General features: G+C 36.4%; 14 protein-coding genes and 1 pseudogene. All 15 read right to left on the bottom strand.

Going from position 1 to position 19,062, the window contains the following annotated elements; translation table 11 throughout:
• Positions 1-4: 4 nt before the first annotated feature.
• A pseudogene (gene uxuA / locus B5488_RS11945) lies at positions 5-766 on the bottom strand (mannonate dehydratase).
• Positions 756-1,454, bottom strand: coding sequence for a bifunctional 4-hydroxy-2-oxoglutarate aldolase/2-dehydro-3-deoxy-phosphogluconate aldolase (locus B5488_RS11935; RefSeq protein WP_079735470.1), 699 nt, complete (start codon positions 1,452-1,454; stop codon positions 756-758). Before B5488_RS11935 ends, uxuA begins: the two are co-directional and overlap by 11 nt.
• Positions 1,455-1,457: 3 nt before the next feature.
• Entirely contained in the window at positions 1,458-2,480 is a 1,023-nt protein-coding gene (locus B5488_RS11930; RefSeq protein ID WP_079735469.1) for a sugar kinase, read from the bottom strand.
• Positions 2,480-3,883 (bottom strand): glucuronate isomerase, encoded by a 1,404-nt coding sequence (gene uxaC / locus B5488_RS11925; RefSeq protein ID WP_079735468.1) that lies wholly within the window; start codon positions 3,881-3,883, stop codon positions 2,480-2,482. Before uxaC ends, B5488_RS11930 begins: the two co-directional genes overlap by 1 nt.
• A gap of 8 nt (positions 3,884-3,891) precedes the next feature.
• Positions 3,892-5,493, bottom strand: a complete 1,602-nt coding sequence (locus B5488_RS11920; protein ID WP_079735467.1) for a beta-N-acetylhexosaminidase — start codon at positions 5,491-5,493, stop codon at positions 3,892-3,894.
• A gap of 93 nt (positions 5,494-5,586) precedes the next feature.
• Positions 5,587-6,729, bottom strand: a complete 1,143-nt coding sequence (locus B5488_RS11915) for an N-acetylglucosamine-6-phosphate deacetylase (RefSeq protein WP_106197094.1) — start codon at positions 6,727-6,729, stop codon at positions 5,587-5,589.
• Between the two features lie 11 nt (positions 6,730-6,740).
• On the bottom strand, positions 6,741-8,213 hold the full coding sequence (locus tag B5488_RS11910; protein ID WP_079735466.1) for a sodium:solute symporter family protein: 1,473 nt from the start codon (positions 8,211-8,213) through the stop codon (positions 6,741-6,743).
• Positions 8,214-8,508: 295 nt separating this feature from the next.
• Positions 8,509-10,089 carry a family 20 glycosylhydrolase gene (locus B5488_RS11905; protein ID WP_079735465.1) on the bottom strand — a complete coding sequence of 527 codons (1,581 nt, stop codon included), beginning with the start codon at positions 10,087-10,089 and terminating at the stop codon, positions 8,509-8,511.
• 55 nt (positions 10,090-10,144) lie between these two features.
• Complete coding sequence (locus B5488_RS11900; RefSeq protein WP_079735464.1) at positions 10,145-10,927, bottom strand: glucosamine-6-phosphate deaminase; 783 nt, start codon at positions 10,925-10,927, stop codon at positions 10,145-10,147.
• Positions 10,928-11,181: 254 nt separating this feature from the next.
• A complete protein-coding gene (locus tag B5488_RS11895) occupies positions 11,182-11,805 on the bottom strand; it encodes a glycoside hydrolase family 16 protein (RefSeq protein ID WP_154045353.1) in 624 nt (207 codons plus the stop codon).
• Positions 11,806-11,940: 135 nt separating this feature from the next.
• Positions 11,941-13,389 (bottom strand): CBM96 family carbohydrate-binding protein, encoded by a 1,449-nt coding sequence (locus B5488_RS11890; protein ID WP_197686257.1) that lies wholly within the window; start codon positions 13,387-13,389, stop codon positions 11,941-11,943.
• A gap of 28 nt (positions 13,390-13,417) precedes the next feature.
• Positions 13,418-14,236, bottom strand: coding sequence for a RagB/SusD family nutrient uptake outer membrane protein (locus B5488_RS11885; protein WP_079735462.1), 819 nt, complete (start codon positions 14,234-14,236; stop codon positions 13,418-13,420).
• A gap of 7 nt (positions 14,237-14,243) precedes the next feature.
• Positions 14,244-15,239 carry an IS1595 family transposase gene (locus B5488_RS11880; RefSeq protein ID WP_079733415.1) on the bottom strand — a complete coding sequence of 332 codons (996 nt, stop codon included), beginning with the start codon at positions 15,237-15,239 and terminating at the stop codon, positions 14,244-14,246.
• A gap of 33 nt (positions 15,240-15,272) precedes the next feature.
• Positions 15,273-15,842: a RagB/SusD family nutrient uptake outer membrane protein gene (locus B5488_RS11875; RefSeq protein ID WP_079736602.1), complete on the bottom strand. Its 570-nt coding sequence runs from the start codon at positions 15,840-15,842 to the stop codon at positions 15,273-15,275.
• A gap of 10 nt (positions 15,843-15,852) precedes the next feature.
• The gene (locus B5488_RS11870; protein ID WP_197686255.1) at positions 15,853-18,855 is read right to left on the bottom strand and encodes a SusC/RagA family TonB-linked outer membrane protein; all 3,003 of its coding nucleotides are present in this window, start codon (positions 18,853-18,855) and stop codon (positions 15,853-15,855) included.
• Positions 18,856-19,062: the final 207 nt, after the last annotated feature.

Raw genomic sequence — 19,062 nt, 5'->3', positions numbered from 1 at the left:
TGGTTCACTTTGACCGGCTCATCCACCATGGCGGGTCATCAGGATGAATAGCCATATTTACACCGCTTTCTTCAGCAATCGGAATTACTTCACTAAGGAAATACACTAAATGTTCACGAAGTTGTTCTGCAGAAATTCCATCATAAGCCGCCAGACCATTTTTTAATTTTTCAAGAGTAAAACCTTTATCATCGCCTGGTAAGGCCATCAACAGACTTTGCTTTAGGACCTCAAGTTCTCCTTCGCTTTTTGATTTATAACGTTGCTTAGCTTTCTGCCGAATTTCTTTAGAATAATCGCTTTCCGCATTTTCCCTTTTCAAGATAAACAAATCGAAAATGGCGAGTTCAACTTTATCGTGAAGCAAGGCCGTACTGCCGTCTTCCAACTGAAATTTCACGTTGGTTCGCAGCCAATCCAGCACCGGCATAAAATTATAGCAAACGGTTTTAACGCCACATTTCCCCAAATTCCTAAGGCTGATTTTATAATTTTCAATAAACTCGTCGCGCTGTAGTTTTCCGAGTTTTATGGAATCGTGTACCGGAAGGCTTTCTACCACATTCCAGTGCAATTTAAAAGGATGTTTTTTATTGCTTTCTTAAAGTTCCCCAATTCGTTTTTCAATTTCTTGTAAAGACCACACCTCACCTACCGGAATATGGTGTAAAGCAGTTACCACGCCATGTGCGCCTGCCTGTTTAAGCATTTCCAAGCTTACCGGGTCTTTTGGGCCATACCAACGCCAGCTTTGTTCAAATATCATTTTGATTTATTTTTTTCTTCCGATTTCTAGCATTGCGAATTAGTGTTAGGGTACTATTAACCCGTTCGCTTAACAAACTAAAATCCTTTTTCAATAAAATATTAGCAGATATTAATTTTGAGCCTATTCCCACACAAGTCACCCCAGCTTCAAACCACTCTTCTAAATTACTTTTTGAAATAGTAACACCCCCTGTGGGCATGATACTGGTCCAGGGACAGGGGCCTTTGATTGCTTTCACAAAGTTAGGACCATAAACACTTCCAGGAAAGATTTTTACTATTTCACAACCCAATTCTTCAGCTTGTGAAATTTCGGTTAAAGTGCCACATCCAGGAATCCATAATAATTTTCTTCGATTACATAAAATTGCAATATCTTCTTTAAAGACCGGGCTTACAATGAAATTGGCTCCTCTTTCCATAAAGAGTGCACAAGTAGAAGCATCTACAATTGATCCCACGCCAATTATCATGCCTGGTAAATTATCTTTACAATACTTTATCAGTTCTTCAAAAACTTCAAAAGCAAAATCTCCACGATTTGTAAATTCAAATACGCGAGCTCCACCTTCGTAGCAAGCTTTAATTACCTTCTTACAAACATTCACGTTCGGATGATAAAAAACGGGTATTAGACCCAAATTCTGCATTTCTAATACCACCTCAATTCGAGTATATTTATACATATTTTATCTTTTTATTCTACCTTCAATTTGACCGTTTGCTATTTTCCAGATTTCTTCTTTGCGAGCTAAATTTACATCACCAACGATTGTATGTTTTAATGCACAAGATGCATTGGCAAAATTTAAAGCAGACTGTTCATCGTATCTATCCATAGTGTAAATTATACCCGCAACAAAAGCATCGCCAGTACCTATCCTATCTATAACTGGATTTATTTCAATTTCAATAGTAGAAAAATATCTTTTCCCATTCCAATACCTCGAATAAATCCTTTGAATAGAGGCTCCATAACTAACGCGAACTTTATCAAAAACCTTCTTAATTGAGGGATAAATTTTCATTAACTCTTTAGACGCTTTAACAAAACCATCTTTCCCATTATCAAAATTCGTTTCAAGAATCTCATTAATTTCATTAGTTCCTCCAATAAAAACATTACTATATGAGATAAACTCTTTGAGAACCACCTGCGAGTCCCTTCCATATTTCCAAAGATTCTTTCGGTAGGTAGGGTCAACGGTGATTTTAATTTCTAAATTTGCAGCTGTAGCTAAAGCACGTTTCAAGCCTTGATAAGTGTTCTCGGATATTCCCGGTGTAATTCCAGTCCAGTAAAAAATATTTGCATCCTTTAATATTTCTTCCCATTTTAAATCCTCCCAAGCTATATTAGCAAAAGAGCTGTAAAGCCGGTTGTATATGACCTGACTTGAACGTAGGGAGGCACCTTCTTCCATAAAATACAAACCTAAAGGGTGATAATTTTTTTGAGTATAAAGATTTCCTACTCCTAATCGATTCAGTTCCTTTAAGCTACTCTCACCTAAGAAGTCATCAGGCACGGCAGAAACATGGTCAACCTTCTCATTCCAATTTGCAAGTGCCATAGCAACATTGGCTTCTGTTCCACCAAAGAAAAAATCTAACTGATAACTCTGACCAAGTAGCCGTTTGTCTGGAGGTGAAAGTCTCATTAGAATTTCACCAAATGTTATTATTCTTTGAGGTTTTGTTTCAGATATCATTATAGATCAAAATATTCTTTAGCATTAAAATAACTAATCTCAGAGATGGTTTCACCTATTAAATCTAAATCCTTGGGTAAGTCCCCTGAAACCATTTCATTTCCCAAAAGATTACACAAAATTCTTCTGAAATATTCATGTCTACTCATGGATAAAAAGCTACGGGAATCCGTAAGCATTCCTACAAAACAGCTCAAAAGACCCATATTAGAAAGTGTGTTGAGTTGATTAATAATACCTTCCTTTTGATCCAAGAACCACCAAGCAGAGCCATACTGGATCTTCCCCTTCACACTTCCATCATTAAAATTCCCTACCATACTCGCAAACACCGCATTATCCGATGGGTTTAAATTATAAAGTAAAGTCTTAGAAAGTTTATTTTCTTTATCAAGAGCATTCAGAAAAAAGGAAAGAGCCCTACTATGTTTAAAATCGCCAATAGAATCCCAACCTGAATCTGGCCCTAATTTTTTAAACATTCTAGAATTGTTATTACGCTGTGCACCTAAATGAAACTGTTGTACCCAACCGAACTCGTGATAGATCTCCGCCAAATATAATAGGATGGCCGTTTTAAATTTATCTATATCATTACCTGAAAGAATTTTACCCTTAAGTTTGTCCCTAAATATTTTATCAATATTAGAATCACTAGATATCTCAAAGGGCATATAAGTCAATCCATGATCACTTAACCGACAGCCATTTGCGTGAAAATATTCTACTCGCTTGCGTAAAGCATCCTGAAGATCATAATAAGTACTAATTTCAATATTTGAAGTGTCGGATAATTTATTTATATAAGTCAAATAGCTTTCGGATTCAATTGATATTGCCTTGTCTGGACGAAAAGAGGTACTTACTTTAACTTTCGAATTGCTGCTTACGTGCTGTTTATGATATTTCAAATCGTCCAAGGGATCTTCAGTTGTGCAAAGGGACTCTACATTCGATTTATTTAAAAATCCTTGACAAGAATTCTCTGGTTTTTGTAGTTGATAATTAACTTCTTCATAAATATCCTCAGCAGTTTTTTGATTCAAAAGCTTTTCTATTCCAAAATAGCGTTTTAACTCTAAGTGCGTCCAATGATATATGGGATTTCTTATTGTTTTGGGAACAGTCTTAGCCCAAGTAAGAAACTTTTCCTTATCACTTGCTTGGCCCGTAATATAATCCTCTGAAATACCATAACATCTCATTGCTCGATATTTGGCATGATCACCTGCCAACCAGAGTTCAGTTATATTAGAATATTTCCTATCCTGGGCAATATCTTTTGGAGACAAATGATTGTGATAATCAATTATTGGATGATCTTTGGAAAATTTATTATAAAGTTCTCGAGAATAATGATTCTCCAGCAAAAAATTATTTGTTATAAATAATGAATTATCCATTGAAAAAATTATTTGTCATTAAAATTAATACCTGTTAAGCTCCATCGTTTTTTGAGGCTCTGCAATTTCTTTTCGAATTTTTCAAAACCTTTTTGATCCGTGGATGTCCAGCCTGACTCTGAGTAAGCAGCTAACCTGGGATAAATTTGATTCTCCATTTTCTCCACGGTAGGAATCCACTCACTCCACATTTGAGTCCCTAAACCAAGAATCTTTGAATGATATTTTTTTTCTAGGCCTTGAGGTATAGGATCAAAAGCATAAGATTTACTTAGTGGAAGGCGCTCATAAGTATAGTCCAAATAAGTATCCCAATGATTTGAATTCACTACATCATAACCTTCCTTTACCGCTCTATTAATTAATTCCAAATCTCCCTTCCAAAAATGAACAATAGCTGATAATGCTAATTTTTCTTCAACCTTATGAGATTCCTCTATTGCTTTCTCATGGATATCCTCTCCCATTATGTCATTCCATCCCATCATTCTTTTTCCAGCCCTATCAATATAATTTGAAATCCCATTGGTAAAGTATATTTGCAGATCAACAGGAGATTTTAACTCTTTTTCCTTCATAAAACTATGAATTTCCTTAGAATTTTTCCAAGTATCAAAATTCACTTCATCACCTCCTATGTGGATCACCTCTCCTGGAAAAAGAGCCATCACTTCATCCAAAACATCCTCTAAAAATCTTATAACCTTGGGATCACTGATTAAAAAAGAATCATCCATTATTCCAAAAATTTCTGATACTTCTGTAGTAGTCCCTAAAGTACCCAACCAAGGATAAGCTGCAATAGCTGCCATGGCGTGCCCGGGCATTTCAATTTCAGGTACTATGGTAATATGAAGTTTATTAGCATATTCTATTATTTCTTTAATATCCTCCTGGGTATAAAATCCTTCATGCGATTTTCCTGTCCTTTCTTCACTTTTTCTAGCCGTTTGTGTATCATCTCTCTTGGATCCAATTAGAGTTAGCTTCGGATACTTTTTTATCTCAATCCTCCAGCCCTGATCATCAGTTAGGTGCCAATGAAATTTATTCATCTTTAATAATGCCATTTGATCAAGTAAATCTTTTACCACAGCCTTCCCTTTAAAATGTCGAGACTCATCTAACATAAAAGCTCGCCAGGGAAATCTAGCCTTGTCAGTTATCTTTAATTCCGGCAATAGGATATCCTTTGTATATGTCCTAAATTCAAAATCTTCAGGCAAGATTTGTCTAAAAGATTGTATCCCATAAAATACACCGTTCACCGTACGAGCCTTAATTGAAATTTCATTCTTCTCTATTTTGAGTATATATCCTTCATCTCCTAATACCTCTGACAAAGCCCTATCTACTTCTAATTTGAAACCCTTGCCCTTTGACTTAATACTAGGTTTCTGACCCAACCCTTTTCCTAAAAGCTCTGAAAGAATGTAAGCTTCGTTTTTTAGGGAATCTTCTGCAATGATAGCCACATTCCTATCCAGAATTACCATTCCGCTTCTTTGTTCGATTGAATTAGGTTGAGGTATAATATTAATACTCTTCTGAGCCATTGTCGGATTTATCCAAATTAAAGGCAGTAATAAAAAAAGCGTTTTAATTTTCATTGATTTTAAGATTTAAATAATAATTACTTTAGAATAAAAACATTAACAGTTTGGTGTTCAAAACTTACACCCTCCTCAACAGATTACTCTTGCTTACGGGTACTCATAAACCACCTCTCCAGATTTTATGGTTTTTAAAATTTTCAAATTACCCTTGACATATTCAAAGACAATAAGGTCTGCTTTCTTGTTTGTTTCAAAGCCATTTGAAATTTCCATAACTTCTATAGGCTTAAGGCTAGCCATTTCCAATGCATATTCCAAGCTAGTAATTTCATTATTAACTAAATGCTCAATACACCAGCGTAAAGTTTTGGCAGAACCCGCTAACATTTCTGGTCGATTTATTATTTGTAAGCGTCCATTTTTTGTCAATTCAATGTCACCCCCTATATGGGAATTATAAATTCCAGGAGGCAACCCGGCAAACTTGGTTGAATCACTAACTAGTACACTTTTTGTATTTTTAACCTTTAAGAAGACCTTAAGAATAGAGACGGGTAAATGAAATCCATCAGCAATTAAGCTACACCATAGGTTCTCATTTGCCAACTGATCCCAGATATAATTTGAATGACGTGGTAGAGTAAGATGCGTTGCATTACCTAGATGGGTAGACATAATTGCACCTGCTTGCACAGCTTCAGCTATTTGTTCTTCAGAGGCTGCCGTATGACCAATTGCCACCTTTACTCCTGATGAAACACACTTATCTATAAATTTTCCCGAATCTGGCCATTCGGGGGAAATAGTTATCAATTTTATTCTTCCCTTAGCAGTATTCTGCCATTCACAAAACAAATTCCAGTTAGGAGCCTGAACAAAATTTAAAGGATGTGCTCCTCTAGGTCCATCTTTTTTAGATAAAAAAGGGCCCTCCAGGTGTATACCTCCAATACTATCGGCAACAAGAGGATTCTCACACGCCTTTATAATGCATTTTATGGCAGCATGAATTTTAACGGTGTCGTTTGTAATAAGAGTAGGATAATACGTAGTAACGCCTTCCGACCAAAGATCCTTAGTTAACTTAACTACTTGTCCCGGAGAAAGACCTCCCTGATTAAAATCAACTCCATTAAAACCATTTATTTGAAGATCTACAAAACCAGGACCAACCATTTCTAACTCCTCTTTTCTGGGATATTTACTGATACTTTTTATGTATCCATTAAGTAAGCCTATACCTATAGTGCTTTTATCCTTATAATGTTTCCCAACTATAGTTCTTTCCATTTTATAAACTCTTAATGATTTCTATCTAAATTTAGATGAAGTTCCTTAACCTTTTCTGATGGCTGTTTTTTAAAAATAAATCCATAGAGAACGAATATCAAAAATGAAACAAGGGTAGGCCCACCAATTTCAATAGCGAGATTCTCTAAAGGGAAGACTTTAAGAATTATAAAGGTAGACAACCCGCCCAGTATTGAAATCACTGCTGCCTTTCCATCACTATTTGCGAACATAGGTAAAAGACCCAGGATCATCGGTATTGAAATTGGACCTAATAATGCTGCAAACCAGGTAATAATAAGACCAAATACACCTCCAAAGTAACTAGCATTCAAGGCTACAATTATGGTTAATAAGGTAAAGCTAAATGTGGTCACTCTGGCCAACTTCAAGGCTTTCTTATGGGAATATTTTCTAATCTTCGGAAAAATTACAGGAAGAATATCCCGACTAATTACAGCAGAAACAGTATTAGAGTCAGAAGCTGTCATTGATAAGGTATTGGCAAATAATGACGCTAATACTAATCCTACTAATCCTTGGGGCAAAAATTCTATTACCATCTTACCGTAAGAAAGGGTTGGATCCGCGAGATTTTCGAAGAATATGGGGGAAGCAAACATTGGGTAAAGTAATACTAGTGGCCATAAAAAATAAAGCAACGATGAAGTTAGTGCGGCCTTACGTGCGGTTCTACCGGAAGTCGAAGAAATAAACCTGGTAGCTAGATTCCAGGTTCCCCCACTGTAACTAAAAAAATTAATTACTAACATCACCATCATAAAGCTGAGAGTAAATGGATCATTAAAAAAACCAGAATGAGAATCTGGAAGTCTATCCCACATACTGAAGACTCCACTAATTCCATCATCCAATTTAAGAATTATCATAACGAACATTGTTAACCCTGCTAATAATTGAACGATAAATTGCCCAAAGTCATTCCATACATCTGCCCATAATCCACCAATGGTAATATATATTAAAGAAACACCTCCAACTAGGAATATGCCCAAACTGATGGGTGCCCCACTAAATACATTTAGCAATACAGCAATTGCCGCCAATTTTCCACCCGTATCGAAAATTTTAATTATTGACCCAGTCCAAGCTATAAGTTGCTGCGTTGATAAGTTATAACGAACAAGCAAATATTCTGTTGGGGACTGAATCGAAGCAAATATTCTCAATCGTGACCATCTTGGAGCAATATAAAAAGCAGCGATCAGAGTGGCCAGACCCACCGTAAAAGCCCACCACACATATAAGGTAAACCCATGGGTATATGCTATTCCGGCATAAGCTACAAAGACTGCACCACTATAACCCGAAACATGGTGGGACACCCCCGATAACCACCACGGTAAATTCCCACCCGCAGTATAAAAATCAGCGGAATTCTTGACACGTGAATAAGCCCAAACCCCAATTGCAAGTAACATTAAAAAATATACGGATAGAACTATCCAGTCCAGTGTTTGCATAGGTAGGAATAATTAAATATTTGATTCTTTTTAAAAATAATGCTCAGTTTTTCAAATGAGCGAGGATATAGATTCTCTAAGCCTGAAAAGATCTTTTGACTATTATCCCAAAAAATAGCTTGAAAGGGGTAAAGTGGTGGCTGAATTAAATTTCTATATATCACTTCTTCTATTTAGAAAGACAACAATCTCTTTTAGCATCCTAGACATAGTTCTTTTATGCATTATCTTGATTTTACCGAATAATTCCCTTGTAAAAAAAAGATGAAGAATATTCATTTAGCCTTTATCTTTATTACTTAAGTTTGACTAATCGATCATATAGAACCTGAACAGGTTGAATTCTAATATCATTTTGCTCTTTGATTTCAGAGTCGTACAAAAATCCCTTGTTCAAAGCAGTAAATCGTCTATTCAGGACTTTAGCTTCATCAAAAATGTTTTCTAATTCTTCCGCTAATTCTGGAGTTTGATCAATGGAAAATTCTGGTGAATTGTATCTAGCTTCAATTGCTTTAAATTTCAGATAATGCATTCTTAAATCAGCCATTAATTTAAGATGGTTAAATTCAGTAATATTTCTTTTCGGGTTAATCCTATTGAGTTTTTCATTTAACTGGCCATAGTCAAACTGCATTTGTTCAATACTTTTACTTTTTTCAGGTTTTCCGTTCTGAATTAATTCAACAGGTTTGGAAAAATAATCCCAAAGAATTCTTCCATCTTCCTTTTCTAAGCCGAAGCGTTCTCTTGAATATTGAAGTACAAAATCCTCTGGATTAATTGAATCCTTGGAATTTAGAGATTCGACGTAACTTGCAATGAGAATTCTAAATCCAGACATCGGGTAAGTATTTCTTATCTGGGTCATATCTATTACTTCATATCCCACGTCCCAGGTAAATCCATAAAGTCCCGTGGTAGACCAGGAGGTCATTACTATTCCTTCATAACCAGCTTGCCTAGCATATGGAATAAATTTTTTTTGATTATTAAAGTGTGTTTTCCAATCTGTAACATACCAATTATCAGGATGACTACGGATTGCGGGGGCTCCCCAGAAGGTAAATCCCATTTCCTGAAGTTTTGATACGTCCCCGAAGTGATTAATTTTCCAACCGTAATTCCAATCCACAAGAATTGTTTCTTTAGGAAGTTCCTTGGCTGCTTCCGGATATTTTAAAATCATATCAGCCCACATAACAGGCTTCTTGCCAAGACCAATGACAATCTCTGCCATAGATTTCATATGATCCACGAAAACTTTCGATTTTCCTTGCTCCTTAATCTTCTTCTGGCAGCCTTCGCATTCTTCCAGAAGTCTGGTTTCATCTCCTCCAATATGAATGTAATCTGATTTATGCATTGAAGCCAGATCAGAAAATAATTCTTCAAATAAAATAGAGCTTTGCTGAATTTTCATAGGTGAAAGCTGAGAAATGTCTTTTTGATCTACCTTAAAGTGATTATATCGTGGATGTCTTAAAATGTATTCTACATGACCCAAGCTTTGTTGAAGCGGAATTACCTGTATACCTAAATTATTGCAGTATTTGATAAAATCTTCAATTTCCTCCCTGGAGTAAGAATATTCATTTGAAATCGTAGCGTGTTTTTCATAGGGGTAAGTAGCCTCCCATTCCATCACTAATGTATTTAACCCCATATCGGCTATTTCTGAAGCAAACTCTTTTAACGCCTTGGGTGTCATAATTTGAATTCTTAGATCCAAATGAAAACCTTTAACGTCAAAATCATCTTTAGATTCGAACTGCTCCTGGGCACTTATAGATAACGTGACTAAAATAAAAAAAGTAGTCAGCAAGAAATTAGATAAGTTATAGGAACTTCTTTTTTTAATTGCTTTATGATACATAATTATTAAATTCAATATTTAAATTTTATCCTATTTAGATAGGAAACCACGAATTTTAAGAGTTTTTCTTTAATGATTCCTGCAATTCTATTTGCTCAACGGCTGAATTGTCAAAATAAAAGGAACAGCTAGGATGTGATCTAAGAATAGTTGCAGGACAGCTTTCATCAATCCGTTTTGTAAGAGTATGATAAACAGCATCAGCTTTCTTTTTACCGGTTGCTATACAAAACAACTTCTTTCCTTTCATCAAAGTGGGTATGGTTAAGGTTACTGCTTTTGCGGGTACATCCTCTAATTTTTCAAAACACTTATCATTGACTTGTTGTTGCCTACAAACATCATCAAGCTGGACTATCTTTATTACCTTTGAGTCATTAAAATCTGCAACAGGTGGGTCATTAAAAGCAATATGACCATTTTCACCAATGCCTAAACATACTATATCAATAGGTTTTCTCGTGATTTTATCCTCAAAATTTAAAAGTTCCTGTTCCTGAGCTTGATTATTGATTAAATGTAATTCTCCCACCTTAACTTTAGAAAATAAATGTTCTTTTAAGTATTTGGAAAAATGTTGAGGGGCCTCCGGAGATAGTCCAAGATATTCATCCATGTTAAATGCTGTTACATTTTCCCAGTCAATTTCATCAGAATTAACTAAGTATTCTAAGGTTTCATTCTGAGAAGGTGCAGCTGCAAATATTATTCTAACTTTCTGTTTTTGTTTCTGAATTTTCTTTATTTCATTCACAATATCCCTACCAGCTGACTTCCCTACGAGCTCTTTGGTCGGGTATATATTTATATTTAACTTCGAAAAAGTATCCGTTTTCATTTTTATATTTTAATTGTTACAATTTTGAGGTAAAACCATATTTCGTAAAAAAGGAATCCTGGAAGGTTCATACCTTCCGGATCCCAATCAAGACCAGCTAACAGCTAACTCATGGGTAAAAGTCAATACTAATAGTTAACAGATCTATCCATTTAATTATTAAATATTTCCTAATGGTGATAATTTAAATGTTATAGTTCCTTAGTCTTTAAAAAGAAGAAAAATCAAGAACTATTAGTTTATATCCAATTAGGTCAATGAATTTCAACTCTTTCTATAATTAACTCTGCTTCTTGCATATCCTTTGGCGCCGCTCCACGAAAAAGCCATAAATTTATTTTTAAGCGTTCATTGCTATCTGGAGGAATATTTTCACCATTATATAACCAAGAATTAATTAAATCATCAGGTTTCGGTTCTAAGCTATGGCCATGATAACTACCAAATTTTATATTATTTGGCTTCCAATCAAAAAAATGAGTTGATAGGTTGTTATCCCTCGGCATAATGTCAAACCGAACCTTATTCCCATCTATATAAGAGGGCTGTACTGCAAATTGTGCGTTAATATTTTGAGGATCGCCCCATTGTGAGAATTCTATATCTATTTCTTCATTATCATTCATATAAGTGAATAAACCAGCAACAACGTTAGGATCCAAGTCAGTTAAATCACTTGCCAGGTAAAAGATATATTTACCGTAACCCAAAGATCTTCTTAATGAAACCCCACTACATTGCCATTTTCCACCCACTTGTCTAATTTTCAGATGTAGACGTCCTTCTCCATCCACCCAGACATTCTCTTCTACATCTGAAAAATAATTTGGACCCGGACCTGCTAAATCCTGATCTGTTTTTCGTACGATCCATTCCATTCCAGAAAATTCTATCGTTCGGTTTGTCTTCTTTGGTTCGACAAACGGATCAGTTTCATCTTCACAAGCCTGAAATATAACGGTGTTAACTATCAATAAGATCAAGAGGTAGCTCGTTTTAATCCTCATAGAACTTTATTGAATTTCAATGTTTATAGTTATTTCATCAATCCTACTACCTGTACGATCTTTAGCAGAAAGTAAGACAAGGTCCTCGGATGCACCTTGATCGTCATTAATATATAGTAGGTTTTGTAAATCGATATCCAGTTGTGTAAATTGATCACCAGGTCTTAGGATTGATGCTCCTTGTATAAGCCATCCATTGGTAGGCACGGAATTTACTGTGTAAATAATATCTGCTGCCGGAGCCCCTGTCAGTTCCAAAATTTCATTATCCATAACAAACACATCTCCTGAAGCGGTCTGAATTGAGTTATTTTTTAAAACCTCTAGCGTATTTTCTCCTGAAGCCAATCTGGCTATAAGCATAGGGGGATGAAGTGATGGATGTTCTTTGGAAGCTAAATCGTTGGTTTCATCTGTAGTAGCCTCTCCATCTAACATTATAGAAACTCTACCTAATCCCTCATTTTCAAGATAGAAATTAGTTAAATCGAATTGAAATTGAGGAACCCTTGTAGGGGTAATACTTGCTATCGGTTCTCCGTCGGGGAATACAGCATTATCAAACGTCAACCCCATTTCATTCCAAGTTGTATCTGGAGTTTGATAGGCATCCAAACTTACTCCTTTCGCGTGGGTAAATGAGACCGCAATTGCCAGCTGTAGATCTGTAATAATTCCTTCTTCCCCGAATTCATTCAGGTCAAACATTAAAAACGCCTTACGATCATACAATCCATCACCAGTAACATTCTTAACCTTGATTAACGGATCACTTCCATAGTTAGTCCCTGAAGACGTACCTCCGTTTACATAAGTATCATATATTGGAAAAATGGTATCCGTAACTATGGAAGGATCTGGAGCGCTCGGGTCTCCTGCCGGTGCTGAAAAATACACCAATGCATCGACTACATGTATCACTCCATTACTAGGCTCTAAATTAGAAGTTACGATCTGCCATTGGCTATTTGTTCCTTGATTGATAATCCCCCTAAAATTAGTATCATGGGATAAAAACATTACCTGTCCATTCTGGGTTGGATATGCAATAGGAAAGTTACTTTCCGCTAAATCAGGATCTGAAAAGATGACTTTATCATTAACAATGTGATACTGCAAAATATTTCTTAATATAGGGAGGGGAATGGCTTCCAGATTACTATATCCATTGGCTTGAAGATAATCACGGAATGATTGATTATTGGGTGCAATAAATGTCCTGGTTTCACTATCCTGATAAAAAGATTGCAATCCTGCGCTTGTAATCGCATTTTCCAGCAAGGCAAGAGAATCGTTTTGCTGAATATATTCCCAAGCTGACACTTCTAATTTTCCGTCTATATTATCATGTTGGTATTCAAAGTCTTCCTGAATTTCGCAACTTGAAACCCATACTAAAAGGAATGTCAAAATACCAAAATATAAATATGCTCGAATGCTCATTTTAGTTTTCATAACTAGTTAATTTAAAGTTTTAATGAATTTATTGGTAGAACGCATTCTGCTCAAGATTTAGATTGCGGTTAATCGCATCTTCATGGATAGGCCATACAAGGTTTGCGGGATCACTCAAGCCATTTAGAGGTTGCATCACTTCAATAGCACGTTCAGTCCTTATTAGATCAAACCAGCGATGCCCTTCAAATGAAAGTTCGATATAACGTTCTTGATAAATAGCTTCAAGAATACTTCCGTACTGGCTTTGAGCATCAGTTTGGTCGAGACTCTCTAAGCCTGCACGATTACGTATAGTATTCAACATGTCGAGAGCATCGTCATCCTCGCCTAATTTTGCGTGAGCCTCAGCTTTCAATAGCAGGATATCAGCCAAACGAAGAAGAACGATATTATTCTCTGAGGGGTTCGGACTCTCATCATTAAATCCCTCACCGAAGTACTTCCATATCATACGTGGTTCTATCTGCGTGGTATCATATATTTTTTGACGTCTCTGATCATCCTCTTCAAAAGAATTTCTAAACTTTTCATTTGGAAAATAATTACTATCTGATCCTAAAGCGTAAAGAACTCTTAACCCATTGGTTTGCACATCGTTATAACCTACCTCAAAAATACTTTCTGATGAAAGTCCTGTAGTAAAAATACTTGACCAATCGCTAATACTAACCAAACTATAAAGAGGATTATCAATCACTTGATTTGCAGAGCCAATAGCATTAGAATAATCTCTTCTCCACATATAGACTTGTGTCAAAAAACCTTGAGCTGCGCCTTGGGTTATTAGAATCCTATCTCGTTCCCCACCATATGATGCACGACAATTTTCAGCCGCAAATTGCAAATCATGGCTAAGTTCTAATTAGCATATTGAATAGTTGTTGTTTGTACTCGTACCATGCGCTATTTGAAGCAAAGGCAATGGCTGTAACTGTTGCCATTTTACTGGTTGAGTTCTTGATTTTTTCAAGTACCAAGAACCAATTCAAGTAATTCTGTAAGTATTTTGTAGCTACCCCATTGAAAGAATCCATGAACTTTCTCAATCTCATATCCATATTGTTTACATTCTGGACATGGTACACCTTATCTACGGTTCGCTGTCCCTTTGAGGTGTTGAACTTTTTATGGGCAATTGTGTTGGCTTTTGCAAAAGCACCATAACTTCTATGGCTGTCGCTGCAGAGTACGTCAGCTTTATCAAGTTTCCCTTTAAGTATTCTATTCAGATCCTCTTTACTGATACGACCTCTTGTGGCCACTTTAAAGTCTTTGTTTCCAGATCTATCACAAGTTGCCACTACAGCTACTTTTTCATCACTTATGCCTGCTTTGCTTGCTTTTTCTCCTCGCATTTTCGGTTTTCTACCTAAATGACGTCCTCCTTTTTCTGAGTAGGCAAAGAACAGGTCATCGCTTTCGACTATGCCCTGAAACTCTTCTACCGAAACACTGGAAAATGACGTGAGCAATTTATGTCTCCAATCAAAGGACGTTTGAATTGATATCTCCGTCTCTTCTGCACTTTTCCTGATACTGTAGCCCGACAACAAACAGTATAAATACCGATTTAACTTCTCTTTCTTTTTTATATTATACCAAAACTTACCTGTGGTCTCACTGAAATTCTTCTTACAGCCATTGCAAACATAGCGTTGAACGCCTTTGAGCTTGCCATTGGCACGAACACGCTTTTCTGAGCAATGAGGACAGGTAACTGCTTTTGCCTCGTTGCTGTCCTTTACTTCACTTTCTTGCAAAGACAATGATAGCAACGAAGCCACTATCTCTTGTTGAACAGTCGCTGGACTATTAACGAAAAAATCCCTGAAATCTGAAGGTATCATATCTATATAGTTTTACACAAATATAAGACATATTCATCTTAGAACAAAGCTCAAATCATCAATTATTTGATCCATTATTTGCGATTCATCCGCTTTTTCTAAGAATATATCCTGATCTATACTTTCGTATGGTTCCAGGATCAAAGGCACATCCCCCCAGATACGAACGGCATAAAAATACCCCAGTGCCCGTAATGCTCTTGCCTGCCCCATAAGCTCTCCACCAAGCGGACTATCCTCCCCGAAGACATCAGGAATATATTTAATTGCATAATTCGCACGGCTTATCATTTCGTATAGATTATTCCAGCTAGCCGAACTCATTATAGGAGTAAGATTATTCTGTTGTAAAAGCCCAGGATCACCGGCCTGAATAGTGCTTACGGCGTCTGCTCGACCTTCTCCCCAGTAGGCAAAATTCACCCTCATTACGGATTGTAAAGCATCGTAAGTACCGTAAACTCCAGCCTGAGCGTCACTTGCGTTTTGATAAAAACCTTGCGCTGAGAAACTACTTACTGGATCTTTATCCAGTAAATCTTCTGAACAAGCCACGCAGGTTAAAACAATAAAACCAATAATTATGTTGTTAATTTTTTTCATATGCTTATTTTTAAAATCCAAAATTTAATCCGAAAATTATAGTTCTACTTTGCGGATAAGATCCTTCATCCACCCCCATACGTAATCCACTATAAGAATTGACATCGGGATCAAATCCAGTATATTCAGTCCAGGTAATTAAATTTGTCGCTGTAAGATATGCGTCCAGACTCCCAATTCCGAAACGATTCACAAAAGCCTCAGGCACACTATATCGAAGATGTACATTCTTAAGTTTAATGTAAGAGCCGTCTTCAACCCAACGACTCTGAACCCTACTATCTGATTGTAAAGGATCATCTCGAACTGGTCTAGGGAAATCAGTAATATCACCTTGCTCTCTCCATCGGTCTAAGGCATCTGTTGATAAATTGTTATATCGCACCACCGCATTACGTTGATGGTTTATTTCGCTATAAATATCATTCCCATAGGAATACTGAAAGAATACATTTAATGAGAAGTTCTCATAAGAGAACTCATTAGAAATTCCGCCGAAGAAATCTGCCTCTGCATTTCCAATAATTTGTCGGTCATCCTGATCTATGATATTATCTCCGTTAAGGTCATTCCATATTGGATCCCCTCCTTGATACTCAGACCCAAGGGCTCCATTAGTAACACCATTGACGTTATCCTGATCGCTGGCATACACACCATCAAATTGCCAGCCGTAAAAAGTCCCAATAGGTAGGCCTTCTTGTAGAATATGATACTGACCATTTTGAATAAATCCATTTGTTAAAACATTTTCAGGTAAAGAAGTGACTTTGTTACGATTGGTGCTAATATTAAAATTGGTAGTCCATTTAAAATCATCTACCAAATTACGGCTTGTAACCATAAATTCAACTCCTCGATTCTCAATACTACCAATATTTTGGGTTATCGAATTGAACCCGGTAGTTCTAGGAATCGGCACTGCATAAAGTAGATCTTCTGTTTTCTTTAGATAAGCATCTGCATTCAATATAACGCGATTTGCCCACATAGCTATATCTAGACCGGCATTGTACTGAGTAGTAGTTTCCCAGGTAAGTCCTGAATTAGGCATTACCGTTGGAGCAGCTCCGGAAAAGTCCAGATAATTTGTTCCTACTGCAAATACTCCCTGGGAAGTATAATTCCCAATTGACTCATTTCCAGTAGATCCAACACTAAAGCGTAATTTTGCATCATTAAGTATCTTAAAGTTTTCCAGGAAAGCCTCTTCCGAAAAACGCCAACCTATTGAAGCCGAAGGGAAATATCCAAATCGTTGATCTTTCCCAAAACGAGATGAGCCATCTGCCCTTAAATTTGCCTCTATCAAGTAGCGTCCTTTATAATCATAAGAGACTCTCCCAAAATAAGAAAGCATAGAATGTTCTGTAGAAATATTAGCTTCTTGATTGGAAATAGTTCCGGCAGCATTCAGGGTTCGTATATTATCGCTCGGAAAGAACATCCCATCGAGACCCGTTCTTTCATATTTCCAATTTTGGAAGCTAAACCCCAGAAGTCCCCCGAAGTTATGATCATCATTAACAACTTTATTATAAGTTAGAAAATTTTCATTTCCCCATGTAAGATTATTAATGGCCCTGACACCTCCTGAATTATATCCTTCACGATAGTCAAGTATGGAAGGCATAAACTCATCTTCTTTCATAGCCAAAAAATCTAAATTTAAATTACTACGAAAGGTTAAGCCATCCAAGATATCTATTTCCATATACTGGCTACCAATAACACGATTACTTTTATTGAGATTGGTAGCATATTTCGCTATTCCAACCGGATTTCGTCGTCCTGACTGATACCCATTAAGCGAACCATCAGGCAAGTACATAGAATAGGAAGGTGGACGAATTAGTAATTCCCGTATCACACTTAAATTACCGGACCCTCCAGCATTAATTCTATTATTAGCACTATTAGTATATGCAAAGCTCTGCCCAACCCTAACTTTATCCGAAATATCGAAATCTACATTTAACCGTGAAGTCACACGCTTGTAGTTATTATTCAATATAATACCATCTTGATTTAAAAAAGAGGAACTCCAGGCGTATTTTACATTTTCCGCCCCACCTCTTATAGAAATATCTACTTTATATTGTGGCGCTATACGCAACAGCTCATCCTGCCAATCTACATCCCCGTTGTTTCTCGGATTCAAAGAGTCCCTTATTGCCCAATTCAATTCTACAGGATTTTCCATATTACGATATGAATCCTTTATTACTTGTCGATATTGGCTAGCATTAAGTACACTAAGACGCCTTGTTATCTCACTAACTCCAGCCTGAAGGTTTAAATCTATCTGAGCCTTACCTTCCTTTCCTCGCTTCGTAGTAATCATTACAACCCCATTAGCGGCTCTACTACCGTATATAGCAGTAGAAGCCGCATCTTTCAAAATTTCAATTGATTCAATATCATTTGGATTTATATCAGCAAGTGGATTCAGACCAAAGTTTTCTGTACCGTTTAATGAAGACATTGAAGATGATTCTATTGGCACCCCATCCACAACATACAAAGGTGAATTGCCAGAATTCAAGGAAGAATTCCCTCGAACTCGAATACTCATACCTCCTCCAGGAGCACCAGAATTAGAAACCACTTCAACTCCAGCAGCACGACCCTGAAGCACAGAAATTGGGTCTTGCAGATTGGTCTGTTCAATCTCCTCACTCCCAACAGAAACAACTGAACCTGTGAGATTACGTTTCTTTTTCCTTCCATATCCCACCACAACCATTTCTTCCAACTGATCTGCTGACGCTACCAGTGCAACATCAATTGTTGAATTTTCAGCAACAAGAACTTCCTGAGTTTCATATCCAACAAAAGTAAAAGAGAGAATATCATCTGGAGAAAGATTATTCAAACTATATTCACCATTTAAATCAGTTGCTGTCCCCAAATTAGAACCTTCAACAATTACATTCACCCCTAAAAGAGGAGCCCCACTATCCCCATCTGTTACTACTCCTGACACTTGAACATCCTGCGCCTGAACACCCATTATTTTGAACAGAAAAAAAATTGAGATAGCCAACTTAAATAAATTATAAGATCCCTCAACTCTTAAGAATCCCGACCTGTGTGTATTCCTCATAAAACAAGTTTTAGTTGGTTTTTATTTGAAAATATGTTAATAATCATATTCAAATGTAAAAGTAAAATAACATTTATGCAAACGTTTGTCTTAATTTTTTGTAAATATTTAGAA

The sequence above is a fragment of the Salegentibacter salegens genome (assembly GCF_900142975.1).
Taxonomy (GTDB): Bacteria; Bacteroidota; Bacteroidia; order Flavobacteriales; family Flavobacteriaceae; genus Salegentibacter; species Salegentibacter salegens.
This window is presented reverse-complemented; position numbering and strand designations above follow the sequence as displayed.